Origin of the sequence: Carnobacterium alterfunditum DSM 5972, from assembly GCF_000744115.1 — a bacterium.
Taxonomy (GTDB): domain Bacteria; phylum Bacillota; class Bacilli; order Lactobacillales; family Carnobacteriaceae; genus Carnobacterium_B; species Carnobacterium_B alterfunditum.
In genome coordinates this window covers 1181520-1203477 of sequence record NZ_JQLG01000004.1, presented here as the reverse complement: position 1 = coordinate 1203477, position 21958 = coordinate 1181520, and the positions used below count along the sequence as shown (strand labels likewise).

The window sequence follows — 21958 nt, the reverse complement described above, 5'->3', positions numbered from 1 at the left end:
TCATTTTTCAAAAAAAATATCAACAGCCCGATACTTCTTTATAAAGAAAAAGTCTAGAAAACAGGGAAATTCAAAAACAAGATTGACAAGTTGTCTTGGCTTCATCTATACTAAAATCAATATCAAAACAACTTACAATGAAAGAGCATAGTAGCATTTGGTCCCTGTTTAATAGAAAGCCTATGAATGATGGAAATGGGCACAAACCAACTTGTGAAATACACTCTGGAGTAACTTGATTAACCTCAAGCGGATTACCCCGTTAACAGTAAATGAGTGGCGGCTATGTTTTGCTTTGAAAACAGACTGCAATTTGGGTGGTAACACGGAAAATTTCGTCCCGATAAAAAAGAGATAAATCTTTTTTATCGGGCTTTTTTATGCACAAAATAGGTATATAAGGAGCTGGAAAAATGAACATTATTGATGAACTAGAATGGCGCGATGCCATTAATCAACAAACAGATGAAGAAGGATTGAAAAAATTGATCAACCAAAAAAAAGTAGGCTTATACTGTGGGGTTGATCCGACTGGTGATAGCATGCATATTGGTCATTTGATTCCTTTCATGATCTTGAAAAGATTTCAATTAGCTGGTCACCGTCCGGTCATCGTTATTGGTGGTGCTACTGGTTCAATCGGCGATCCAAGTGGAAAATCAGAAGAACGTGTTCTACAGACCAGCGAACAAGTTCAATATAATGTCAATAAATTAACTTACCAAATGGAAAAACTATTTGATGCAGGTAAAAATGAAGAATCTATTCGTATGGTAAACAATTTGGATTGGACAAAAGAAATCTCTTTACTCGATTTCTTACGCAATATCGGGAAAAGTTTTAATGTCAACACGATGTTGTCTAAAGACATCGTCGCTAGTCGTTTGGAAACCGGTATTTCATTTACTGAATTTACTTATCAAATTTTGCAATCAATTGATTTCTTACACTTATACCAACATGAAGATGTTCAATTACAAATTGGCGGTGCAGACCAATGGGGAAATATTACGGCTGGTTTAGAATACATCCGTAAACAAGAAGGTCCTGAGGCTGAAGCCTATGGGTTGACCATTCCATTAATGTTAAAAGCTGACGGAACTAAGTTTGGAAAAACTGCTGGTGGTGCTATTTGGTTAGATCCAGAAAAAACCACTCCTTATGAATTTTACCAATTTTGGTTAAATCAGGATGACCGTGATGTGGTGAAATACTTGAAATACTTTACTTTCTTAACAAAAGAAGAAATTGAAGCTTTAGGTGAAAAAATAGCAGCTGAGCCACATAAACGCGAAGCTCAAAAAACATTGGCTCGTGAAATGACGTTGTTTGTTCATGGAGAACAAGCTTTGATGGACGCTGAAAAGATCACTGCGGCTCTTTTTTCTGGTAATGTAAAAGAGTTAACAGCTGATCAAATTGAAGAAGGTTTCAAGAATATGCCTACTTTTGAAGCTCCAAAAGAAGAATGGAATATTGTTGAATGGTTAGTTGATGTAGTTGGTATCGAACCTTCTAGACGTCAAGCTCGTGAAGATATCAAAAACGGGGCTTTATCAATGAACGGTGAAAAGGTTACCGATGTTGAAGCCATCGTTAAACCTGAAAACTCTTTTGATGAACGCTTTATCCTCATTCGCAAAGGAAAGAAAAAATATTTCTTAATCAAATTAGTTTAAAAAAAAGTATCTCGTCTATTGTAAAATGGACCCTATAGAATGGACACCAAAAAAAGGTGCTCTCTATAGGGTCTATTTTTGTATACTGATATAAAGAAGAATAGGTTAATACTTGCACTTCGTGCAGAAAGGAGCGGATAAATGTCAAAATTAACATTTACACCAGAACAAATTCAAATTTTAAAAGCAAACCCATACGTTAAAAATGTATCGGAGAAAAGTATTACTTATTCCGATGAGTTTAAACGCTACTTTGTTTCAGAATCATTGGGTTCAAAAACGGCTAAGCAACTATTTATTGAAGCTGGATTTGATCCGGAAATGATTGGTAAAAGTAGGATAAGATCATTCGCTGGTAAATGGCGAAAAAGATACCGTGATAATGGTGTTTTGGCATTGAAAGATACACGACAAGATTGTTCAGGCAGACCTCGAAAAACACCATTAACACTTGAACAACAAATTGAAAAGTTACAGGCCAAAATCCTATTATTAGGACAAGAAAATGACTTGTTAAAAAAATCAGAATGGAGCGAAAGGAGGCCAGAAAACAGCGAAAAGATTAGCAGAATCTTTTCAAGGATCCATGAAATGAAAACCAAGGGTTCCTATACAGGAACCCTCATAGATGCCTGTAAAGCGTTGGGTGTTTCTCGTTCAGGTTACTACAATTATGTTAAAAGTTTAGACAGTAGAAATGCACGTGATGAGGAAGATCAAGTCTGGAGAACTCAAATTGAAGAAGCTTATAACTACCGTGGTTACGAGAAAGGTTCTCGAAGTATCGTAATGTACTTCCTAAACGTTCTGGGCATTACCGTCAATCGTAAAAAAGTACAGCGCCTGATGAGGAAATTTAATATCTTCTGTCCTATTCGTAAAGCAAACCCCTATAAAAGAATGGCAAAAGCCACCAAAGAACACAGCACTGTTGAGAACAAGTTGAAACGTCAGTTTGATCAAGGAATAGCCCATAAAGTTTTATTAACAGATATCACTTATTTACCTGGAACCGGCGGGTTTATAGGTTATTTATCAACTGTAAAAGATGGAACAACGAAAGAAATTCTAGCTCACTATGTGTCTGACAGTTTAAAACTTGATCTTTCATTAACAACGGTTGATTTATTAATGAGTGCCCATAGCACAACGCTACATAAAGATGCCTTTATCCATTCAGATCAGGGAGTCCATTACACCAGCCCTAAATTCCATAAGAAATTGGCTGATAATCAGTTAGGGCAATCCATGTCCAGAAGAGGGAACTGTTGGGATAACGCTCCACAAGAGTCGTTCTTTGGACATTTGAAAGATGAAATAGAGTATAAAGATTGTGGGAATTTGGAAGAACTTCGAGCAATTGTGACTGATTATATGGACTATTACAACAATGAACGTGGACAATGGAATCTGAAAAAACTGCCCCCTGTTCATTACAGGGAGCAGCTTTTATTGAGTGTTTCATGAGGTCTCTTTTTTAAAATGTCCTTGACACAGGGTCCATTTCATTGACTGCTTGCTACATCAGGCAGTTTTTATACTAATAGAAAAGAAATGCAAAAAAACTTCGAGTTCTCTAAAAAAGAGAACTCGAAGTTTTTTTAGTTTTACGTTTGTTTTTAAAGACTCTTTGGTACTTCATCAATTGCTCGTACCGAGTATTTGTCACTTTCGTACAACTTATTGATTATTTTTTAACGATCTCCATTAAAAATTGAATTTTTAACGATCACATAATCTACTTTACGAAGAGATTCTACATCTTTTCCACCAGCATATGAAATAGAAGATTGCAGATCTTGTTTCATTTCCAATAATGTCTCAGCAATATCGCCTTTGTGTTCTACAAGAATTTTTTTGCCTTCAACATTCTTATGTTCACCTTTTTGGTATTCTGAAGCACTACCAAAATACTCTTTATATTTTTTTCCGTCTTTTTCGATCATTTTTCCTGGAGATTGATCATGCCCTGAGAATAAAGAACCCATCATAACCATAGATGCTCCAAAACGAATCGATTTAGCTATATCGCCATGATCGCGTACTCCACCATCTGCAATCAATGGTTTTCTTGCAGCTTTAGAACATATACGTAGAGCAGCTAATTGCCAACCTCCAGTACCAAAGCCTGTTTTTAATTTTGTAATACATACTTTTCCTGGTCCAATACCCACTTTGGTTGCATCTGCTCCAGCATTCTCTAATTCACGGACAGCTTCAGGAGTCCCTACATTACCTGCAATCAAAAATGTCTCCGGCAACATTTTCTTGATATGGTGGATCATATTGATCACTAAATCTGAGTGTCCGTGAGCAATATCGATCGTGATGTATTCTGGTACTAACTTTTCTTTCGCTAATGTTTCAATAAATAGATATTCTGTATCTTTTACACCTACACTAATTGAAGAATATAACCCTTTTTCATTCATTCGTTGGATAAATGGAATTCTGTCTTCTTCATCAAAACGGTGCATAACATAGAAGAAATTATTTTCAGCCAACCAAATAGCTAATGTTTCATCAATAACCGTTTGCATATTAGCCGGTACGACTGGTAAATTGAATCTTCTTCCGCCAAATTCAATCGTTGTATCACATTCAGTTCTACTTTTTACGATACTTTTATTGGGAATAAGTTGGACATCTTCATAGTCAAAAACTTTCATCTTTTTCTTAACCTCTTTCTGTCATAGCTCTAATTTTTAGGCTGTTAGTTACTTTTTCCGCAAATATCAATAACACGAACAATATCACTTTATCATTTATTCATATTTCGTCCCTAAGACAATTTACACTATATTAAAAGGTTTGTCAAAGTTGTTTGCCCTTTTTTTATGAATTTTAAAAAAAGAAACCGTTTCCTCTCTTTTATCAACTTGAAACGATCAGACACAGAAAAATAAGCTGACTTCTCAAAAAATTTGTCAGCTTATGTTGTCATTTTTTTACTGTTTTAATTTCTCGATTCCTTCTTAAAGTGAACTTGTTTGGAACAGGGTCATATCCTCCCTTAATAAAAGGATGACACCTTAAAATACGGGCTGTTCCCATCACAGTGCCTTTAATTGCACCGTGTTTCTCAATAGCTTCAATGGCATAATGCGAGCAGGTTGGATAATAGCGGCAACTTGGTTGGAATAAAGGTGAAATGCCCTTTTGATAGCCTTTAATACCAGTAATCAATACTTTTTTCATGGTTTACCCCCTATCAAATTACAGTATAGCCATAGGTTTGAACTTTGTAAAGCAAACTCGTTTGCTTAATCGATTGCTTTACGAAATTCAATAAGATGAATTGCATTCGTATTTAATAACGCGTAAAAGGACCACTCTTCATTTAAATATTCATCTTTGATATCTAGCGATGGGCTAATAGATTGAACGATATGATCCATCAATTCGTGGTCAATACCGTATTTGCTGTTTAGATTCCACCATTTAGGATATAATCCTCCATTATCACGATCAAATTTCAATGTGCGAATTTGGTAATTACCTGGTTTTATTCCTGTTAAATAAATGTGCAATTCTTTACTTCTATTTTTTACAAATAATTCATCGATTGAATAACGTGGGCTGAATTGCCGCTCATTAAAGATAATAAGCTGATAACCATCTTCATTTTCAGTCATAATATAGTCAGTTCCTCGTGCTGCAACAGTTCCTCGTAACCGTTCTTTAAACCGCATGGTATAAAAAGTGGGGTGTTTTTCATTAAAAAAGTGAAATAAATCCAAACTATCCACTAAGTTATTTGAGCAATCTTGCATACGTTCATGAATTTCGTTGTTGATCCAAAATCCAATACCTTCTACTTCACCTTCTAATTCCAGAATTTTTTTTAATATCAAGGCTCCTCTAAAGAAAGTTCCGTTTATATAACGCGTATTGCCGGTTAAAATATTCCAGTTAACAAGGAACATCGGTCTATCCATCTGATGCTGACTCATAAATAGTTTGGCTTTTTTTGTTTTATCTCTAATATAGCGATGACTCTTAGCAAATTCTTCTACATTTATATCATCAAAATTGATTACTTCGTTTTGATCTGTTTCATAACCGATAAATTCGATCTTATCGGCATGCTTAATTTGCCATTGCTGATTTTCCGGCAGCTGTTCTTGTTTCTCATCAAACGGAAAAAAAGTTCCAACTTTCATTTTTTTTGACTTGTGTTTGATTACTTGCCAGACTTTTAAGTAGATCCGCTCCAATTCAGTTGATGTAACTGAATTACCTTCTTTACTATAAAATAAGATTTGCCATTTTTCTACAAAATCACGTCCAAAAACTTGAAGTGCATGCTGAATAAATTGATCGATTTTCTTAATATAAAAATCTTCATTTTGACTAATTTGCTTATAGTCTAACTTCAAGAATAAATAGATTCCCTGTTCCTTTAAAAACTGCAAAACAATATCAGTATTGGTATATATAGGCAAGCTAATTGATACTTCTGTTAACTCAGATTCTGTTGACAGTATTGTTTCTTCAAAAATTTTTTGGATCCCTACAAAATCCACACGCAATTGCTGTTTAGCTAGAACCAACTGTTTTTTTACATTTTCATTCAATAATTCTTTTAATTCCCCAATAAATACGATATGTTTTTCGCGTTTTAATTCTTGCCCTTCATTACTATTCAAGGTGATCCTACGTTCTTCAAGATGATCCTCATCAATAGTGTAGCTCTGATCGATCCCTACATCTAGATAACTAGCTAAACGATCTAAAATAGTTGGAGAATCAAGTACTGTTTTGGCTTCAACTTTATTGATCAGTGCTTCATGCTGCTCTAATTGTTCATGTTGATGTTCTTTTCGATACTGAGCAGGAGTTTGCTGATAAACTGTTTTAAAAACAACCGTATAATTTTTAGCAGTTGAGAAACCATTTTTCATCGCTATTTGAAATAGATTATCTGATGTATACAATAAATCATCTAGACTGTGCTTTATCCGAACCCGATTTAAATAATTCAAAAATCCCATACCGGTCATTTGTTTGAAATAACGAGATAAATAAGAAGAAGATAAATTTTCATACTCTGCTAACTCAGATAAGGTCAACGGTTCTGCATAACGTTGTTCGATCAACTGAATGATTCGCGCAATTCGCTCGTCGCTAGTATCTACGCCTTTCCAATGCGGCGCTTCCTTTTTAAAAAAGCGCGTCATCATCAACATGATCTGGTATAAATTGCTGCGAATTTCTAATGAATTTCCTTCTTCTTTTCTTGAATCAGCGATCATGATCTCAGCTACCAAATGTCTTAATTGAGCAATCACGCCTTCTCTGCCAGTATCTAGTTCTTTTGAAAAGCAGGCAAAATTATAATGAAAATATTCTTTATAATGTGCCACAAAAAACTGACTAGAAATACTAAGTGAAATAATGCAATTATCTTCACTTCCCATTACAGAATAATTATTTGTTCGATTAACAACTAAAATATCACTTTCTTCCATTTCATAATTGCGTCCTCCAAATGAAATAGTTGCCGATCCTCTGATTACAAATAAAATTCTTGTTCCATAATACCGCTGAGGAGCAGAATAACGGACATTTTCCATTTTAATGTCATAATCTGCTGCGCTTTCTCTTTTCATATCCACTACTCCTCTTTTTTTCCTATTATACCTGTTTTGATCCGACAATCGATGCCTTAATTCCTAAGAAATAAAAAGGCAGTCGTATTTATGAAGTGATTCCTCCAAAGTGAACACTCAAAAAGCAAATCTACTTTGAATTAAACCTATCATGATACGGTTGCCTTTTACTGATAATCGTTTCACTCTATTTTACTCATTCCAATTGCGTGGACTCCATAAAGTGCCATCCAATTCGCCTTCCATTTGTCTGATCCGTTCAGCTTGTTCATCAATCAAATCTTTCACTGCAATCAATAATGCTTTTTGTTTGTAATCACGGCTAGTTTGTCTCAACCGTTCCAATTCTTGAAGCAACCACTCTTTTTGTTCCATTTCATTCCCTACCTTCTGGATCGTTCTACTCCATTTGATCTAAAACGATTTTCAATTCATCGATCGTATCACGATTTTCTTCAATAAATTCAATTGCTTGGTTTAGAACAAACTGGTCTCCATCATTTAATTTGCTCGTATCTGTCGATTTCAATTCTTGAATAAACCACTTTTCTCGAGCTTTTAAACTATCCTCTTTTTCACGAGTTAAATACTGTTGATAACGTATCAATAAATTCATTTTTTGCTCTTCTGTCAAGTAACTAAATTGAAAGATAGGAAGCGTTTTAAGAAATACCATTCCTGTCTTAAGAGCCATGGCTTGAAAGGGTTTTGTCAGCTCATCGATACTGAATCCTTCACGTCCCCCAGGTTGGTATTCTTCTTCTTTTACACCGATGCTCATTACTAATCCAAATTCCTTACCAGTTAGAGCTTTCCCTCTTTTACCATATGCAAAGCCATCCGTCAGTACCTCATCTTGCCATTTTTTTAATAATGCGGGAGCACTATACCAGTAAAAAGGAAATTGAAAAATAATCCGTTCGTGTTCCTTTAACAATGCTTGTTCCATTTCTACATCTAACTTGAAATCAGGATAAACAGATTCCAAGTGATGGATAGTTATGTCCTTACCCTCAGGAATAGAGCTCAGCAAATATTGTTGACTTCCTGACTCCATCATCTCAGGATGAGATATAATCACTAGTGTTTTCATTTTTTACCTCCATTTGTAGCTTGCTTTTACTAAAATTAATCTTCAAAGTATTCTAACATATCTTGCTTAGCAACAGATAATAGCGGCAGTTTCTGGATTGGAACCAATTCGATGTCCAAAGCTGTTAATAGTTTTTCTAAATAAACAGCAATTTTAAGATGACGGTCAGCATCGATGACGATCTTAGGAGGTCTTCCGTTTTGTGCCAAAATCAGCTGGATCACGATTCGCTGAATTTTTTCAATATCCCTTAATTTAATGAATTCACTACAAATAATTTCACCATCTTTAGTATCTGCAACAATTAATAAACAAGGAAATGTCGGACGTCCTCCATCTGCTGGAACAACTGGTACTCCAATAAAGTCTATGTCTAATTCCCAAATCGTATTTTTCCTTTTTTGATTATTTGCTCGTCTCATCTCAAATTCTGTCAGTTTGATAGGAGCGTGATCTATCTCATTAGCTAATAATCCTTCTAAAACTACTTCAGGCACCGTATAAAAACTATCTTCATATAAACCATCTTTTTTATACGTGCGCATTAACATTTTATAAATTGATTGTTCTTTTTCATATAATTGCAGGGAATTCCGAAAATCATTTGCTGTTTCAACCAACTTTTCAAAAATAGCTATCAGAAAAAGCACATCACTTTCATCTATCATATAAGGATAATATCCTGGTTTATAATCCGTAAACACTGGCCAAGCTTTTTTCCCCCTAAAAGTTATGCCGCTGGCTTTTATTTTTTCATATTCTTCTTTTGGAATTTCTTGACGATCTTCAAAGTCTAAAGAAATACATTTCCGAGTTTGGAGCATTTCCATTACTGAGCTGAATTCGCGATTCTCAGCCCGCTTACTTGTTTCAAAAAAATAAGATAATTCTTCCAGATTACGATAAATCAAAATCCCAAAGTTTTGTTCGGCTTTTCCTAAAATAGAAATAAAAACTGGATCTTTACGATCAGGCAATTGTATACCAATGATATCATTATCCCAATAATCTTCCCAAAGATTAGCTTGGTAAAGCTTTTTTACAAGTGAATACAATTGCATTTGATTATTCATCGTACGCTCTCCCCTCATGTTTAACTTTTATATCATTTCCTTTTTTGATAATCTTTAGGATGAATTTTATTTGTGTTTTATCTTTCATACTTACAGTATACCAAACCAACAAGCAACCGACTTCTATATTTTCAAATTTATTCTCTGACCTGCTTAATTTGACCCGCTGATCCCTTGTATTTGTTCTTTATATTAAAAACGGTTACAATAGTATTGAATTCAATTAAAAATCACTTAGGGGGTCTGGAAAAAATGAAAAAAATCATCAATGATCCATCGAATATCTTAGATGAAATGTTAAACGGTTTAGTCTTTGCATATGAAGAGTTAGTTGAGCGATTACCTGAGACGTCTGTTATTCATCGTAAAGTTGAGCAATCTGGAAAAGTTGGTTTAGTGAGTGGCGGCGGAAGCGGACACGAACCATCTCATGCCGGTTTTGTTGGAAAAGGAATGCTTTCAGCTGCTGTATGTGGTGAAGTATTCACATCTCCAACTCCTGATCAAATTTTAGAAGGCATTAAGGCTAGCGATGAAGGAAAAGGTGTGTTTTTAATTATTAAAAATTACTCTGGAGATGTCATGAATTTTGATATGGCAAAAGAGTTAGCAGAGATGGAAGATATTAAAGTTGATTATGTCATAGTAAATGATGATATCGCTGTTGAAGACAGCACATATACTGCTGGAAAACGTGGTATCGCAGGCACTGTTTTAGTCCATAAGATATTAGGCGCTGCTGCTGAAAAAGGCTTATCTTTAGAAGAAATCAAACTATTAGCAGATAAACTTATTCCTGCTGTAAAATCTTTAGGTGTTGCTTTAAATCCTGCTACAGTACCCGAAGTCGGTAAACCAGGTTTTGAATTAGAAGCCGACGAAATCGAATTTGGGGTAGGTATCCACGGCGAACCTGGCTACCGTAGAGAAAAGCTTCAACCTTCAGCTGCATTAGCTCAAGAACTCGTGAACAAATTGAAAAAAGAATTCCAATGGCAATCAGGGGACTCTTTTGCGATCTTAATTAATGGCATGGGTGCCACTCCACTGATGGAACAATTTATTTTCATGAACGATGTGAAACAACTGTTGGGGGATGAAGGGTTAACTTTAGCCTTTAGAAAAGTTGGCGACTATATGACCTCAATTGATATGGAAGGTTTATCTCTTACTTTAGTCAAACTAGAAGATTCTAACTGGTTAGAGTACCTAAATGCACCTGTAACAACTATTGCTTGGTAAAGAAAGGATGACCGAATATTATGTTGAATCAAGAAACAGCAAAAAAATGGCTTGAACTCTTTATTGAACAACTCTTAGAAAATAAAGCGTATCTCAGTGAATTAGATACCGCGATTGGTGATGGAGATCATGGTAACAACCTTGCTCGCGGAGCTAACGCTTTAGCAGAGGTATTACAAACAAAAGAATTTGAAACGTTAACTGATCTTCTAAAAACAACTGGAATGACTTTGGTCAGTAAGGTCGGGGGCGCTTCTGGACCGCTTCTGGGCTCTGCTTTTATTAGTATGGCTAAGGCTAGCCAAGACAGTGATGACTTAGCCACAGTCTTAGAAGCTGGATTAGAAGGTATTCAAAAGCGTGGTAAGGCTGCCGCAGGTGAAAAAACAATGGTAGACGAATGGATCCCAGTTGTTGATGCGGTCAAAGCAAACAAGTTGACCGTTGCTTTGATTGATGAGATTCTTGAAAAAACTAAAAACATGAAAGCAACTAAAGGACGCGCTTCTTATTTAGGCGATCGTTCTATCGGTCACATTGACCCTGGTGCTATGTCTAGCAACTATCTATTTAAGACAATGATAGAAGCAGGTGTTTATGATGAATAAAGAATATGGTGTATTGCTTGTTTCTCATGTAGCCGACATCGCTGACGGTTTAGCTAAATTAATTGGTGAAGTAGCTAAAGACGTCACAATAAAAAGCGCCGGCGGAACGCCAGAAGGTGGAATTGGCACAAGTTTTGATAAAATCGAAGAAGCATTATCTTCTTTTGAAGAAAAAACAGTTCTTGCTTTTTATGATTTAGGTAGTGCCAAAATGAATCTAGAACTAGCTATTGAAACTTCTGATAAAACGGTTCGTTTATACGATACTGCTTTTGTTGAAAGTGCTTATACAGCAGCAGCTTTGTTGCAAGCAGAAGCACCTATAGAAGCTATTGAAGAGCAATTAAGTGCCTTAGAAATAAAATAATTTTTATGATCCAGGAATCACTCTCTATACTTAAGAGTGATTTTTGATTTGGCAAAAAGACGGAGTGAAATTTTCATGTAATTTTCATGAAAGTTTCACTTACGAAAGAGATCTATTTTCTGATACACTCCTTACAGATACACAAAAAAGGAGTTTTTCATTTCTGATTTGTCAAATTAAGCTATACAAAATATCTTCATCCATGTAACTCATAAAAACTTCCAGCGGTGTTTGGTAATTTAATGACTTTCTTGGAATTATATTCCGTTTGTGTGCAACAGACGATACGAAAGCCTGATCAACTTCGTTGAAATCCATTTCTTTTGGCAATCCATCTTTTCGAAGAAGCCCATTAGAATTCTCGTTTAAAGCTCGTTGTGAAGGCGTTCCAGGGTCAGCGAAGTAGATAGCGACATCATGCTGGTTGCACAAAGATTTCCAGTTGGAGAACTCCTTACCGCAATCAAAAGTAATTGATTTGAATAATTTTTTTGGTATGGATTGGAACCATTGATTCATAGCACTCTCAATGTCGCAGGCTTTACGCCCTTTGGGCTTTAAGGTAATGATAGCTTTCGATAAAATCTCTACTAGAGTAATGACCGCACTTTTGTGGCGGACACCTACAATGGTATCTCCTTCGATATGACCAAATTCTTCTTTAAATGTTGGATAATCTATTATTCTTTCAGAGATATTTCGTTTATAAGCTTGTCTACCTCTACGTTCTTGATGTCCGTTAGGCTTTCTTTTCCCTTTCATTGGAAGGGTAGCTTCATCGAATGTTTTTTCTTTAAATTGTCTATAAAGTGTTCGTACGGAACAGTCTATTGTCATTTCTTTACGGCCAATAATGACATCAGGCGTCCAGCCTTCAGCTACTTTTTCCTTGATATAAAGATGTTGTTCTTCTGGTAAAACAACTTTTTCGCGTCCACACTGCTTCTTGTTTTTCTTATACCGTAGGTAATACTCGAAAGCTGTATGTCCTGCTCTGAAGAACCTGATAACATTATTAATCGGTGTTCGAGTACGATTCAAGTAAGCAGCTATTTTAGCAACTGGAATACCTTGATGGTAATAAGCTTCTATCATCACTAGTTCATCCATGGTAATATGGGTATAGGTCATTTGTGATCACTCCTTGTTTTCTATGGTTGGAAATACAATTAGAGTGTATCACGAATGGCTTTTTTATTTGTATAGCTTAATCTTACAATCCACGATTATTAAAGAAGTTAAAGAAAACAGATTGCCTCATAATGCCAAAGAAGGAATGTTATATGGTATCATTATTTGTTCAATAACTGTCTTAATTATGAGTACAGTAAATATTAGTCTAGAATTTGGTAAGCTTGATACAGAAGTACTTATGATTATCCTTAAGTCTTTTCCAATCATTTTGATTATTGCCATGTTATTAGAAGTACTCGTTTTTGGGCGAATTGCAGAAAAATTAGTCCATATTTTTTCTAATGATACTGATGGATTTAATGCGAAAACGTTATTTAACATCCTTTTTACTGTAATTGGTATGTCTCTGACTATGACAGTAATTGGCACTATGATCGGTAAGGGGTTCACCTTAGCTTCATTTAAGGCATTATCACATTGGCCTAGAAATTTTTCTATTGCTTTATTTTGTGAACTTTTAATTGCACAGCCTCCTGCAAGATTAGTTATGAAAAAAATACATTTACGTCAGGAAAGTAAATTGATTGTAAAAGATAATTCTTCAATAGATTTCGATTGAAACTTCTACTTTCAAAAAAAAGAGTCTATTCCGGTGCTGACCCCTAAAAGTTAGAGTTTTTATTATTCAGCTGATTGGCTGGTTTGAATTCGGTATTCTACCGGACTTAAGCCAGCCAATTTTGCTTTTGATCGAACATGATTATACCATTCGATATATTCTTCAATTCTTGATTTCAATTCCTCATAACTGACTAATTTCTCCCCATGATACATTTCTTGTTTTAGGATGCCGAAGAAATTTTCTATTGCCGCATTATCTGCACAAGTCGCCTTGCGAGACATACTCTGAAAAACGTTATTTTTCTTTAGTGTTTTGACCCAATGATTATGCTGATACTGCCAACCTTGATCAGAATGAAGAGTGGTACGAACCGTGGCGTATTCTTTAAGCATGCCGATGGCTTCTTCCAAAGGTTTCATCACTAAGTCCAGGATAGGTCGTTTATTTATTCCATAAGCTATCACTTCACTATTAAATAGATCTAGAATAGGACTAAGGTAGAGCTTTTCTCCGCCTGTACATTTAAACTCTGTCACGTCGGTGACGAGCTTCTGTAAAGTGATGGATGTAGAGAAGCGTCTATTTAACTTATTCTTGGCAATAGTGCCTACTTTTCCTTTATAAGAGTTATATTTCCGAGATTTTCTAATAAATTTAACACACTTCAAACCCATTTCTTTCATGAGACGATAAACTTTCTTGTGATTGACACTATAACCTAGTTTCTTCAGTTCATTTGTAATGCGTTTGTATCCAAATCGCTCTTTGAACTGAAAGAAAAGTTGTTCAATCTGTTCTTTTAGTCGCTGATTACTATCTATTTTTTTTAATTGCTTTACGTAATAGTGATAGGTTGACTCTGGAATACCCACCACCAGAAGGATATCTTTTAGTTTGAATCCTTCTTCTTTAAGTTCGTATGCCACTGCTGCTTGTGCTTTTCGAGAAAGACGTCGGGATTCTTCTGAAAAGCTTTCAACTTTTTTAAATAGGCATTCTCCAATTTCAGTAGTTCAATTTCTCGTTCTAATTCTTGTCTAGAACAATCTGCTGATGTGCCTGGTTTCAGTTGCTGTTTTTTTGGTTTTTTAGTCATTGAAGGACGCCCCTTTGGGTGTGGTTTTAGGCCTTCAATTCCCTTGCCTTGGAAAGCTTGATTCCAATTTGCGATAAGGGAAGGATTATTCATGCCGAAGGTAATGGCTGTATCTGAATAAGAAGTGCCTGTCTGTTTTATAAAGTGTAATACATCTACCTTAAATTGAACAGAGTAAGCTGCTTTCGTCTGTTTCCTTTTTAAACCGTCCAAACCAAGTTTTCGGTATGCCTTTACCCAATTATTAAGGGGAGTTGTAGAGGAAAGAGCATATTTCTTCGCTAGTAATTGAAAGCCCAAAGGGCCGTTTAGATACTCTTGAACAACTTGTAACTTAAATTCTTCACTATATTTTGTCATAAAAACAACCCCCAAAAGTTTAGATTTCACTCTAACTTTTGGGGGTCGCTACCTCCATCAACATGGAATAGACTCTTTTTTCTCTACATAATCAAAAACCCTTCAAATTATTTGTTTTTTCTTTTAGGTATATGTTTGAAAACCCTTGTAGCTTCTACAGCTGCTTGCCAGCCAGCATACAAATCTTCACGTTCTTCTTCTTCCATATTTGGCTCGAACGTAGCATCTTTTTCCCAATATTTTTTGATCTCATCTTGATTTTTCCAAAATCCTGTTGCTAATCCAGCAAGATAAGCAGCTCCTAAAGCTGTTGTTTCACTAATCTTAGAACGTTCGATTCTAGTATCCAAAATATCTGATTGAAATTGCATCAAGAAGTCATTTTTCGATGCTCCTCCATCAACACGTAGCGTTTTAATTGGAATTCCAGAATCTTTATTCATTGTATCTACAACATCTTTTGTTTGGTAAGCTAATGATTCAAGCGTTGCTCTGATAAAATGTTCTTTAGTTGTCCCGCGTGTTATGCCAAAAACAGCTCCACGAGCATCTTGATCCCAATAAGGAGCACCTAACCCTGTAAATGCCGGTACTACATACACATTTTCTGTTGAGTCTACTCTTTTAGCATATTCTTCAGATTCAGGAGCACTTCTAAACATTCTCATACCATCTCTCAGCCATTGAAGTGCTGACCCCGCTACAAAAATACTACCTTCTAATGCATAAGTAATTTCACCGTTGATTCCATATGCAATGGATGTAAGTAAACCATTGTCTGACTTGATTGGTTCTTTTCCAGTATTCATAATAATAAATGCACCTGTACCATAAGTGTTTTTAACCATCCCTTTTTCGTATCCTACTTGACCAAATAAAGCTGCTTGTTGGTCACCAGCCATACCAGCAATTGGAATTTGCCCACCAAAGAAATGTTCTGGAATTGTTTTTCCATATACTTCAGAAGAAGACCTGACTTCTGGCAACATTTCTTTTGGAATATCTAATAATGCTAAAATATCTTTATCCCATTTAAGATCATAAATATTAAACATCATTGTACGACTTGCATTTGAATAATCTGTAACATGAACTTTTCCGCCTGTTAATTTCCAAACTAACCAAGTATCGATTGTTCCAAATAGTAATTCGCCTTTTTTAGCCCGTTCTCTTGAACCTTTAACATGATCTAAAATAAATTTAACTTTAGTTGCTGAGAAATAAGAATCGACGACTAGACCTGTTTTATCTTTGATCAATTTTGTATGACCATCTTGTTTAAGTTGATCTGAAATATCATTCGTTTGTTTTGATTGCCATACAATTGCACGATAAATCGGTCTACCTGTTTCTTTGTCCCAAACAACTGTCGTTTCACGTTGGTTGGTGATCCCAATGCTATCAATATCATCTGGTTTTAGTCCTGCTTCGATTAAAACACCTGCAATAACGGATAAAACCGAAATCCAAATTTCGTTAGCGTCATGTTCTACCCAACCTGGTTGAGGAAAATATTGTGTAAATTCTTTTTGAGAACTCCATTTAGGGTTTCCTGCTTTATCAAATATTATCGCTCTAGAACTAGTAGTACCTTGGTCGATCGACATAATATATTCTTTTGTCATTTTGTTCCCTCCCATAATATAATACGCTTTCAAGCGTTGTTCCCTTAATGTACCGCTAAAAAAAATCATTGTAAAGCATTCGCTATCCAAAGCTAGAAATAAATGATAACGCTTTCTATTTTTTATTTATTATTCATTTATTTAGCTTCTATCCAGGTCCATTTATAACTATCTGGACCGAAAACACGTTTGTAAAAATCTTCAACATTTGGATTTAATAGATATGAATCCGCTGATTGATATAATGGTGCAAGAGCTGCATCTTCACCTAAAGCAACTTGTTCAATTTCAACTAATGTTTCCCAGCGCGCTTCGTCATCATCATAAGTTGCTTTTGCTTTGTCTACTAAAGCATCTACCTCTGTATTCGAATAATTCATACGATTGATGTCTGTATCAAAACGTTCTACATAATTGATTGGATCTGCAAAGTCAGCAATCCATGAATTAACAGCCATATCATAGTCGCCTGCACGAACTGTTTCCAATTTCATACTGAATGGCATACTTCTCAACTTAACAGTCAAACCTGGTAAATTTTTTTGTAATTGATCCTGTAAATATTCTGCCAATCGTTTTGAATCTTCTGTATCTGAGGTAATCAATTCTAACTCGATACTGTCCGTACCTAATTCTGATAGCCCCGTTTCCCAAGCTTTTTCAGCTTTTTCTAAATCATAAGTTAATAGATCCCCAGCATCTTCACGATAATCTGTATCTGTTCCTGGATTACTTGCTAAACCGGCTGGAACAAATCCATCAATCGGCTCTGATCCATCTTGCAAGACACTCTTCGTGTAGCCTTCTTTATCAATAGCAGAGGCGATAGCTAATCGGATATTCCCATTGCTTAATTCCGTTGATTCTTCGTTATTTAAGTTATTCATTTCAATGTAAAAAGTTGTCGCATTCAATGATGAATGAAAATTAGGGTCTTCAATATATTGAGAGACAAAATTTCCTGATAAAAAGGCAATGTCGGTATCCTCATTTTCATATAAATTTAACTCCGTGGTAACTTCTTTGATTACATCAACGGTTATTGTATCCAAAATAACCGATTCAGCATCCCAATAGTCTTCATTCTTTTCAAATGTCCATCCCATACTGCTTGCTTGATCCCATCCTTTTAATACAAATGGACCATTATAAATCAAATTTTCATGTGTGCTCCCATACTCATCGCCTTGTTCTTGGGCAAAAACTTTATTTTGGGGAAAGAAAAAAGGCAACGTCAATAACTGATCAAAATAAGGTGTTGGCTGCACCAATGTAATCTCTAAATCAGTAGCATTGATTGCTTTAACACCTAACTCCGTTGGATCTAATTCATCATTTATAACTTCAGTAGCATTTTGGATCAAGCCGTCAAACATATAGGCATATCCGCTTGCTGTTTCCGGTGCCACGACTTTTTGCCAAGCATAGACAAAATCATCTGCTGTAACAGCTTCTCCATTAGACCAAACAGCGTCTTCACGTATCTTAAAGGTATACGTTTTTCCATCTTCACTGATGATAGGTTCTTCAGCTGCCACACCTAAAACAGGCTCAGAATCTGGTCCTAAAACATACAACCCTTCAAAAACATTATTCATAACGGTAAAACTTGTTAAATCAGTTGCTAAAGCTGTATCCATAGAAGGAATTTCTGAGGAAGCTGTTAAACGTAATTCTTGTGTATCAGCTAGCTTTTTCTCGCCATCAGCAGAAGAGTTCGCAGTTGAAGACCCTTCAGGATCCGCACCCCCACATGCTGTTAATAACACTGTTAAACTAAGTATACCCAAGCCTTTTATTTGATTTTTCATTTATTATCACCCTCTCATATTTTTTTTATTTTTATACCCCTTTAAAAAAAACGCCTCACAGCACATAACTCCTTCTGGTACTTTGTTCCTTCAAGCTTAGTGACCATTACTTTTGATCCAGGAGTTTGTGAATGGATCATTTGATCATCCCCTAAATAAATTCCTACATGGTGAACTTCTCCATTACCTTCTTGATAAGCGAAAAACAATAAATCGCCTGGAATTGCTTCCTCATAAGTGTGAACTTCCCCTTCAAATACTTGCTCTTGAGCATCCCGGCTCAACCAAATGCCAAAGGTTCGAAACAATGTATACACAAATCCGGAACAATCAAATCCGGCTGCACTTGTTCCCGCCCATACATATCTCAAATCTAAAAAAGATTTTGCGCTATTAATCATTTGTTCAACAGCATTTACTGGTAAGTCCCCGATTATGCGAGCATCACTTTCTGCTATAAAACCAATACCATCTGGTGTAAGGACTTTATATTGTTTAGCTGTAGCTTCTAATACAGTTAAAATTGTACCAATAGAAACTACTTGAGACGTTTTTGTTTCACTTATAAAACTAATTTTTGCCGTTGACCGACTAACAGCAACCTGTTTTAATGCTTCTGACCAGCCATCTGGCACAGCGGTAAGGTCTTTAGCTATTACCCAGCCTGGATATCCATTAGGATCATTTTTATAAGCTTGTTTTGGGACGGTTACTTTAGCAAATGTTCCAATAATTTCAATTACTTCAACAATATCACCATAAAGCAGTTCCGAATCTACTAAACGATCCTCATATAGTTTTAGTGCGTCCCCATCTGATAAGGTATAAAAATTTTCTTTTCTATTTTGTGTTAGCAGTTTCTCCTGAATAGGATGGTATTCATTTTTTGACCATAAAAAAGTTGTTGTCGTATTGACCATATTTCTCATTTATCCACTCTCTCCTTACCACCGACTTTTTACTTTAACTAGCAAGAAAGCTATTATTCAGTCAGTCTCCTCTGTTAAAAATTCAAATACTAATTTCCCTAACTCTTCCATCCATTCTATTGCCTTTGCTTCTTCTTTCACGTCTTTGTTTAATGCAGCAATAAAAACAGTTTGATCTTTATATCTGAACAATCCAACATCGTGACGGATCCCGTTGTCTTCACCAGTTTTGTTTAGCATTTCTAAATTAGGGATCGCTCTTTCATCCAAGTAACCTGGCAGCCCGGTTCGAAACTGTTGCAACAAAAAAGGTTTTTCTATTTGATCTTTCACCGTTGGATGCTTGTTTCCTAGCTCGATGATTTCTTTTAAAATCTCCAAGGCTCCTCGCGGTGAGATCTCATTGACTAAACCAGATTCATAATCCATTAAGTACCGCCTTAAAGCTATTCTTTTACCCCACTTCTTTGTTTTTATCCACGTCTGTATACTTTCTAATCCCGCATAATAAATCAACCGATTAGTAGCTTCATTATCGGAAACAGCAATCATCAATTGCAGAAGTTCTTCAATACTCCATTCCTCAATAGACGTCAAAATGTGTAATACTCCAGATCCATTTGCACGACCGGTCTTTGAAACTTTTATTTTATGCATTAAATCAAGGTTCCCTTGAATGGCTTGTTCATAATAATAAAGATAGATTGGAAGCTTGATGATGCTTGTAGCAGGAAATAACTCTTCTTCATTTCTACTAGCTAATTTTTGCGTTCCATCATGGATATAGATCCCACTTTCAATAAAAGGTGCAAATTTAGTTGCTAAAACGTGTATTTCCTTATCCCAATCCATGTTCATCCTCATTTCTTTTTTTATAACAGAAAAATTCACATTAAAAACTCATTTTTCTGTCACTTTAAATTAATTATATAGAATCTAATCATCTATCGCAACAGAAACGTAACGCTTACATTCCAAGTGCTGCACACCCTCCTCTACTTCACTATTTTTTAAACCAAAAAAAGGGAATTGAGATAAAGATCTCAATTCCCTTTTTTGATTTAAACGTAATACAAATTCTCTGATGGATAAAATGGATCACACGTGATATCTAGGCCTAATTTACGAAGGGTTTGTTCATCATCTTTATTCAGCATTACAGTTGAGTGTGCTTGAACATCTTGCAACTCCGATAATTTATTGTAGGCTAATTGAGCTGTTGGATTAGTGACTGCACTTATCGCAAGAGCAATCAGAACTTCATTTGCATTCAACGCTGCCATTTTACTGTGAAGATCATTCACTTTAAGTTTTTGGATCGTTTCTAAAATATTTGGCGATAATAAATGGATCTCATCTGAAATATGAGCCAAAACCTTGATCGAATTTAAAATGGCTGCAGAACACGAATCCATTAAAGCAGTCGTTCTGCCCGTTACAATTTGGCCATCTGGCATTTCGAATGCGATAACCGCTGGCATGTCAGTCGCTTCAGAATGTTCTCTTATCTGTTCAGCATATCTACGAGCTGGCGCCACTGGTACTCTATCTTCTTTTTTCAGTTCGACTTCTTCCATGATCAATTTCATATGGTTTAAAATTTCTTCATCTATTAGCCCTTTTTTAAAATCACACTCTGTCGAAAAGCTTCTACGAATGATTTCTTGTTTAGAGGCGTCTTTAATAAATTCATCATCAATAATACCAAATCCTACACGATTAACACCCATATCTGTCGGAGATTGGTATACTGATTCTTTTCCAGTAATTTTTTCAATGATTTTTTTAATAACTGGGAATGTTTCAAGATCACGGTTGTAGTTGATCGCTACTTGATTGTATTTTTCAAAGTGAAAATTATCGATCATATTTACATCTTTCAAATCTACCGTAGCCGCTTCATAAGCAATGTTAAGCGGATGTTTCAATGGTACATTCCAAACTGGGAAAGTTTCAAATTTTGAATAACCAGCTGTTTTCCCTTGATGGCGCTCATGGTAAAGCTGATTTAAACACGTTGCTAATTTCCCACTTCCAGGACCTGGCGCTGTAACAACAACAATTGGTTTCGTTGTTGGAATGTACTCATTTTTAGCAAATCCTTCTTCACTTACAATTGTTTCGATAGCTGATGGGTATCCTTCGATTGCAGCATGCGTGAAGCTTTGATATCTCTTCTTTCTAGCTTATTGATAAAGAGTTTTGTGGAAGGCTGACCATTATATCGAGTGATCACTACACTATTTACTTCTAGACCATATCCTCTTAGTTCATCAATCAATCTTAAAACATCCATATCATAAGTAATGCCATAATCGCCGCGAATTTTATTGCGTTCGATATCTCCAGCATACACACAAATAATGATTTCAGCCTGATCTTTCAATTTTTGCAATAATTTGATTTTGGCATTCTCATCAAACCCTGGCAATACACGCTTAGCATGCTTGTCCCCAATAAGTTTTCCACCAAATTCAAGATATAATTTATCGTAATCATTTACTCGTTCAAGGATATATTTTGATTGTTCTTCAATATATTTTTGTGGATCAAACCCTACTTTTTTAATATGCTTTCCTCCTATATAGTTGCTAGATTTTAGCAGCTATCCTTTTAAACAAAAAAAAGTTAGACGATTTTTGTCGTACTAACGGTTTTTATTTTGGTTCTACTATTAAGAATAAATAAGTTTGCCTACATGTTGCCT

General features: G+C 35.5%; 19 protein-coding genes, 1 pseudogene and 1 other annotated feature. Of the genes and pseudogenes, 6 read left to right on the top strand and 14 right to left on the bottom strand.

What is annotated here, in order from left to right:
* The first annotated feature begins 128 nt into the window (after nt 1-128).
* Nucleotides 129-346, top strand: a binding site (T-box leader).
* Between the two features lie 67 nt (nt 347-413).
* On the top strand, nt 414-1679 hold the full coding sequence (gene tyrS, locus BR50_RS06150; protein ID WP_034547166.1) for a tyrosine--tRNA ligase: 1266 nt from the start codon (nt 414-416) through the stop codon (nt 1677-1679).
* 141 nt (nt 1680-1820) lie between these two features.
* Nucleotides 1821-3146, top strand: coding sequence for an IS3 family transposase (locus BR50_RS06145; protein WP_034545653.1), 1326 nt, complete (start codon nt 1821-1823; stop codon nt 3144-3146).
* Nucleotides 3147-3373: 227 nt separating this feature from the next.
* Here BR50_RS06145 and guaC read toward each other — a convergent pair whose 3' ends face one another.
* The 6 genes from guaC to BR50_RS06115 all read right to left on the bottom strand — a co-directional run bounded on the left by guaC (nt 3374) and on the right by BR50_RS06115 (nt 9457).
* Nucleotides 3374-4348, bottom strand: coding sequence for a GMP reductase (gene guaC, locus BR50_RS06140; protein ID WP_034547164.1), 975 nt, complete (start codon nt 4346-4348; stop codon nt 3374-3376).
* Nucleotides 4349-4619: 271 nt separating this feature from the next.
* Nucleotides 4620-4877, bottom strand: coding sequence for a membrane protein insertion efficiency factor YidD (gene yidD / locus BR50_RS06135; protein WP_034547163.1), 258 nt, complete (start codon nt 4875-4877; stop codon nt 4620-4622).
* Between the two features lie 65 nt (nt 4878-4942).
* The gene (locus tag BR50_RS06130; protein ID WP_034547161.1) at nt 4943-7291 is read right to left on the bottom strand and encodes an AraC family transcriptional regulator; all 2349 of its coding nucleotides are present in this window, start codon (nt 7289-7291) and stop codon (nt 4943-4945) included.
* A gap of 192 nt (nt 7292-7483) precedes the next feature.
* Nucleotides 7484-7666, bottom strand: a complete 183-nt coding sequence (locus BR50_RS06125) for a hypothetical protein (RefSeq protein ID WP_034547159.1) — start codon at nt 7664-7666, stop codon at nt 7484-7486.
* Nucleotides 7667-7691: 25 nt separating this feature from the next.
* On the bottom strand, nt 7692-8384 hold the full coding sequence (locus BR50_RS06120) for an NAD(P)H-dependent oxidoreductase (RefSeq protein WP_034547157.1): 693 nt from the start codon (nt 8382-8384) through the stop codon (nt 7692-7694).
* Nucleotides 8385-8419: 35 nt separating this feature from the next.
* The gene (locus BR50_RS06115; protein WP_034547155.1) at nt 8420-9457 is read right to left on the bottom strand and encodes a DUF7309 domain-containing protein; all 1038 of its coding nucleotides are present in this window, start codon (nt 9455-9457) and stop codon (nt 8420-8422) included.
* A 252-nt stretch (nt 9458-9709) separates the two neighbouring features.
* Between BR50_RS06115 and dhaK the strand changes: the two genes are divergently transcribed.
* From dhaK to dhaM, 3 genes are read left to right on the top strand one after another with little or no spacing between them, the layout of a single operon-like run.
* Entirely contained in the window at nt 9710-10699 is a 990-nt protein-coding gene (dhaK, locus tag BR50_RS06110; RefSeq protein WP_034547153.1) for a dihydroxyacetone kinase subunit DhaK, read from the top strand.
* Nucleotides 10700-10722: 23 nt separating this feature from the next.
* Nucleotides 10723-11307: a dihydroxyacetone kinase subunit DhaL gene (gene dhaL / locus BR50_RS06105; RefSeq protein ID WP_211249845.1), complete on the top strand. Its 585-nt coding sequence runs from the start codon at nt 10723-10725 to the stop codon at nt 11305-11307.
* Complete coding sequence (dhaM, locus tag BR50_RS06100) at nt 11297-11674, top strand: dihydroxyacetone kinase phosphoryl donor subunit DhaM (protein WP_081884486.1); 378 nt, start codon at nt 11297-11299, stop codon at nt 11672-11674. The genes dhaL and dhaM overlap by 11 nt, the downstream gene beginning before the upstream one ends.
* 171 nt (nt 11675-11845) lie before the next feature.
* Here dhaM and BR50_RS06095 read toward each other — a convergent pair whose 3' ends face one another.
* Nucleotides 11846-12805 carry an IS30 family transposase gene (locus BR50_RS06095; protein WP_034546336.1) on the bottom strand — a complete coding sequence of 320 codons (960 nt, stop codon included), beginning with the start codon at nt 12803-12805 and terminating at the stop codon, nt 11846-11848.
* Nucleotides 12806-12848: 43 nt separating this feature from the next.
* Between BR50_RS06095 and BR50_RS06090 the strand changes: the two genes are divergently transcribed.
* Complete coding sequence (locus BR50_RS06090) at nt 12849-13427, top strand: DUF2798 domain-containing protein (RefSeq protein WP_245792755.1); 579 nt, start codon at nt 12849-12851, stop codon at nt 13425-13427.
* A 62-nt stretch (nt 13428-13489) separates the two neighbouring features.
* Here the strand turns inward: BR50_RS06090 and BR50_RS06085 are convergent, their stop codons facing one another.
* The 7 genes and pseudogenes from BR50_RS06085 to BR50_RS06055 all read right to left on the bottom strand — a co-directional run bounded on the left by BR50_RS06085 (nt 13490) and on the right by BR50_RS06055 (nt 21820).
* Nucleotides 13490-14356: an IS3 family transposase gene (locus BR50_RS06085; RefSeq protein ID WP_081884465.1), complete on the bottom strand. Its 867-nt coding sequence runs from the start codon at nt 14354-14356 to the stop codon at nt 13490-13492.
* Nucleotides 14320-14886 carry a helix-turn-helix domain-containing protein gene (locus tag BR50_RS06080; RefSeq protein ID WP_034546224.1) on the bottom strand — a complete coding sequence of 189 codons (567 nt, stop codon included), beginning with the start codon at nt 14884-14886 and terminating at the stop codon, nt 14320-14322. The genes BR50_RS06085 and BR50_RS06080 overlap by 37 nt, the downstream gene beginning before the upstream one ends.
* Before the next feature lie 107 nt (nt 14887-14993).
* Nucleotides 14994-16511, bottom strand: coding sequence for a glycerol kinase GlpK (gene glpK, locus BR50_RS06075; RefSeq protein ID WP_034547147.1), 1518 nt, complete (start codon nt 16509-16511; stop codon nt 14994-14996).
* A 137-nt stretch (nt 16512-16648) separates the two neighbouring features.
* Entirely contained in the window at nt 16649-18322 is a 1674-nt protein-coding gene (locus BR50_RS06070; protein ID WP_034547146.1) for a peptide ABC transporter substrate-binding protein, read from the bottom strand.
* 41 nt (nt 18323-18363) lie between these two features.
* The gene (locus BR50_RS06065) at nt 18364-19251 is read right to left on the bottom strand and encodes a C40 family peptidase (protein ID WP_034547145.1); all 888 of its coding nucleotides are present in this window, start codon (nt 19249-19251) and stop codon (nt 18364-18366) included.
* A gap of 57 nt (nt 19252-19308) precedes the next feature.
* Complete coding sequence (locus BR50_RS06060) at nt 19309-20103, bottom strand: serine hydrolase (RefSeq protein ID WP_051905757.1); 795 nt, start codon at nt 20101-20103, stop codon at nt 19309-19311.
* Nucleotides 20104-20312: 209 nt separating this feature from the next.
* A pseudogene (locus BR50_RS06055) lies at nt 20313-21820 on the bottom strand (DUF1846 domain-containing protein).
* Between the last annotated feature and the right edge of the window lie 138 nt (nt 21821-21958).

Excerpts from the sequence above, each read along its gene's own strand:
- glpK (WP_034547147.1), bottom strand. The coding sequence starts at position 16,511 with ATGACAAAAGAATATATTATGTCGATCGACCAAGGTACTACTAGTTCT.
- BR50_RS06115 (WP_034547155.1), bottom strand. The coding sequence starts at position 9,457 with ATGAATAATCAAATGCAATTGTATTCACTTGTAAAAAAGCTTTACCAA.
- BR50_RS06130 (WP_034547161.1), bottom strand. The coding sequence starts at position 7,291 with ATGAAAAGAGAAAGCGCAGCAGATTATGACATTAAAATGGAAAATGTC.
- BR50_RS06065 (WP_034547145.1), bottom strand. The coding sequence starts at position 19,251 with ATGAGAAATATGGTCAATACGACAACAACTTTTTTATGGTCAAAAAAT.
- dhaK (WP_034547153.1), top strand. The coding sequence starts at position 9,710 with ATGAAAAAAATCATCAATGATCCATCGAATATCTTAGATGAAATGTTA.
- yidD (WP_034547163.1), bottom strand. The coding sequence starts at position 4,877 with ATGAAAAAAGTATTGATTACTGGTATTAAAGGCTATCAAAAGGGCATT.
- BR50_RS06080 (WP_034546224.1), bottom strand. The coding sequence starts at position 14,886 with ATGACAAAATATAGTGAAGAATTTAAGTTACAAGTTGTTCAAGAGTAT.
- guaC (WP_034547164.1), bottom strand. The coding sequence starts at position 4,348 with ATGAAAGTTTTTGACTATGAAGATGTCCAACTTATTCCCAATAAAAGT.
- tyrS (WP_034547166.1), top strand. The coding sequence starts at position 414 with ATGAACATTATTGATGAACTAGAATGGCGCGATGCCATTAATCAACAA.
- BR50_RS06060 (WP_051905757.1), bottom strand. The coding sequence starts at position 20,103 with ATGGATTGGGATAAGGAAATACACGTTTTAGCAACTAAATTTGCACCT.
- BR50_RS06120 (WP_034547157.1), bottom strand. The coding sequence starts at position 8,384 with ATGAAAACACTAGTGATTATATCTCATCCTGAGATGATGGAGTCAGGA.
- BR50_RS06095 (WP_034546336.1), bottom strand. The coding sequence starts at position 12,805 with ATGACCTATACCCATATTACCATGGATGAACTAGTGATGATAGAAGCT.
- dhaM (WP_081884486.1), top strand. The coding sequence starts at position 11,297 with ATGATGAATAAAGAATATGGTGTATTGCTTGTTTCTCATGTAGCCGAC.
- BR50_RS06070 (WP_034547146.1), bottom strand. The coding sequence starts at position 18,322 with ATGAAAAATCAAATAAAAGGCTTGGGTATACTTAGTTTAACAGTGTTA.
- BR50_RS06125 (WP_034547159.1), bottom strand. The coding sequence starts at position 7,666 with ATGGAACAAAAAGAGTGGTTGCTTCAAGAATTGGAACGGTTGAGACAA.
- BR50_RS06145 (WP_034545653.1), top strand. The coding sequence starts at position 1,821 with ATGTCAAAATTAACATTTACACCAGAACAAATTCAAATTTTAAAAGCA.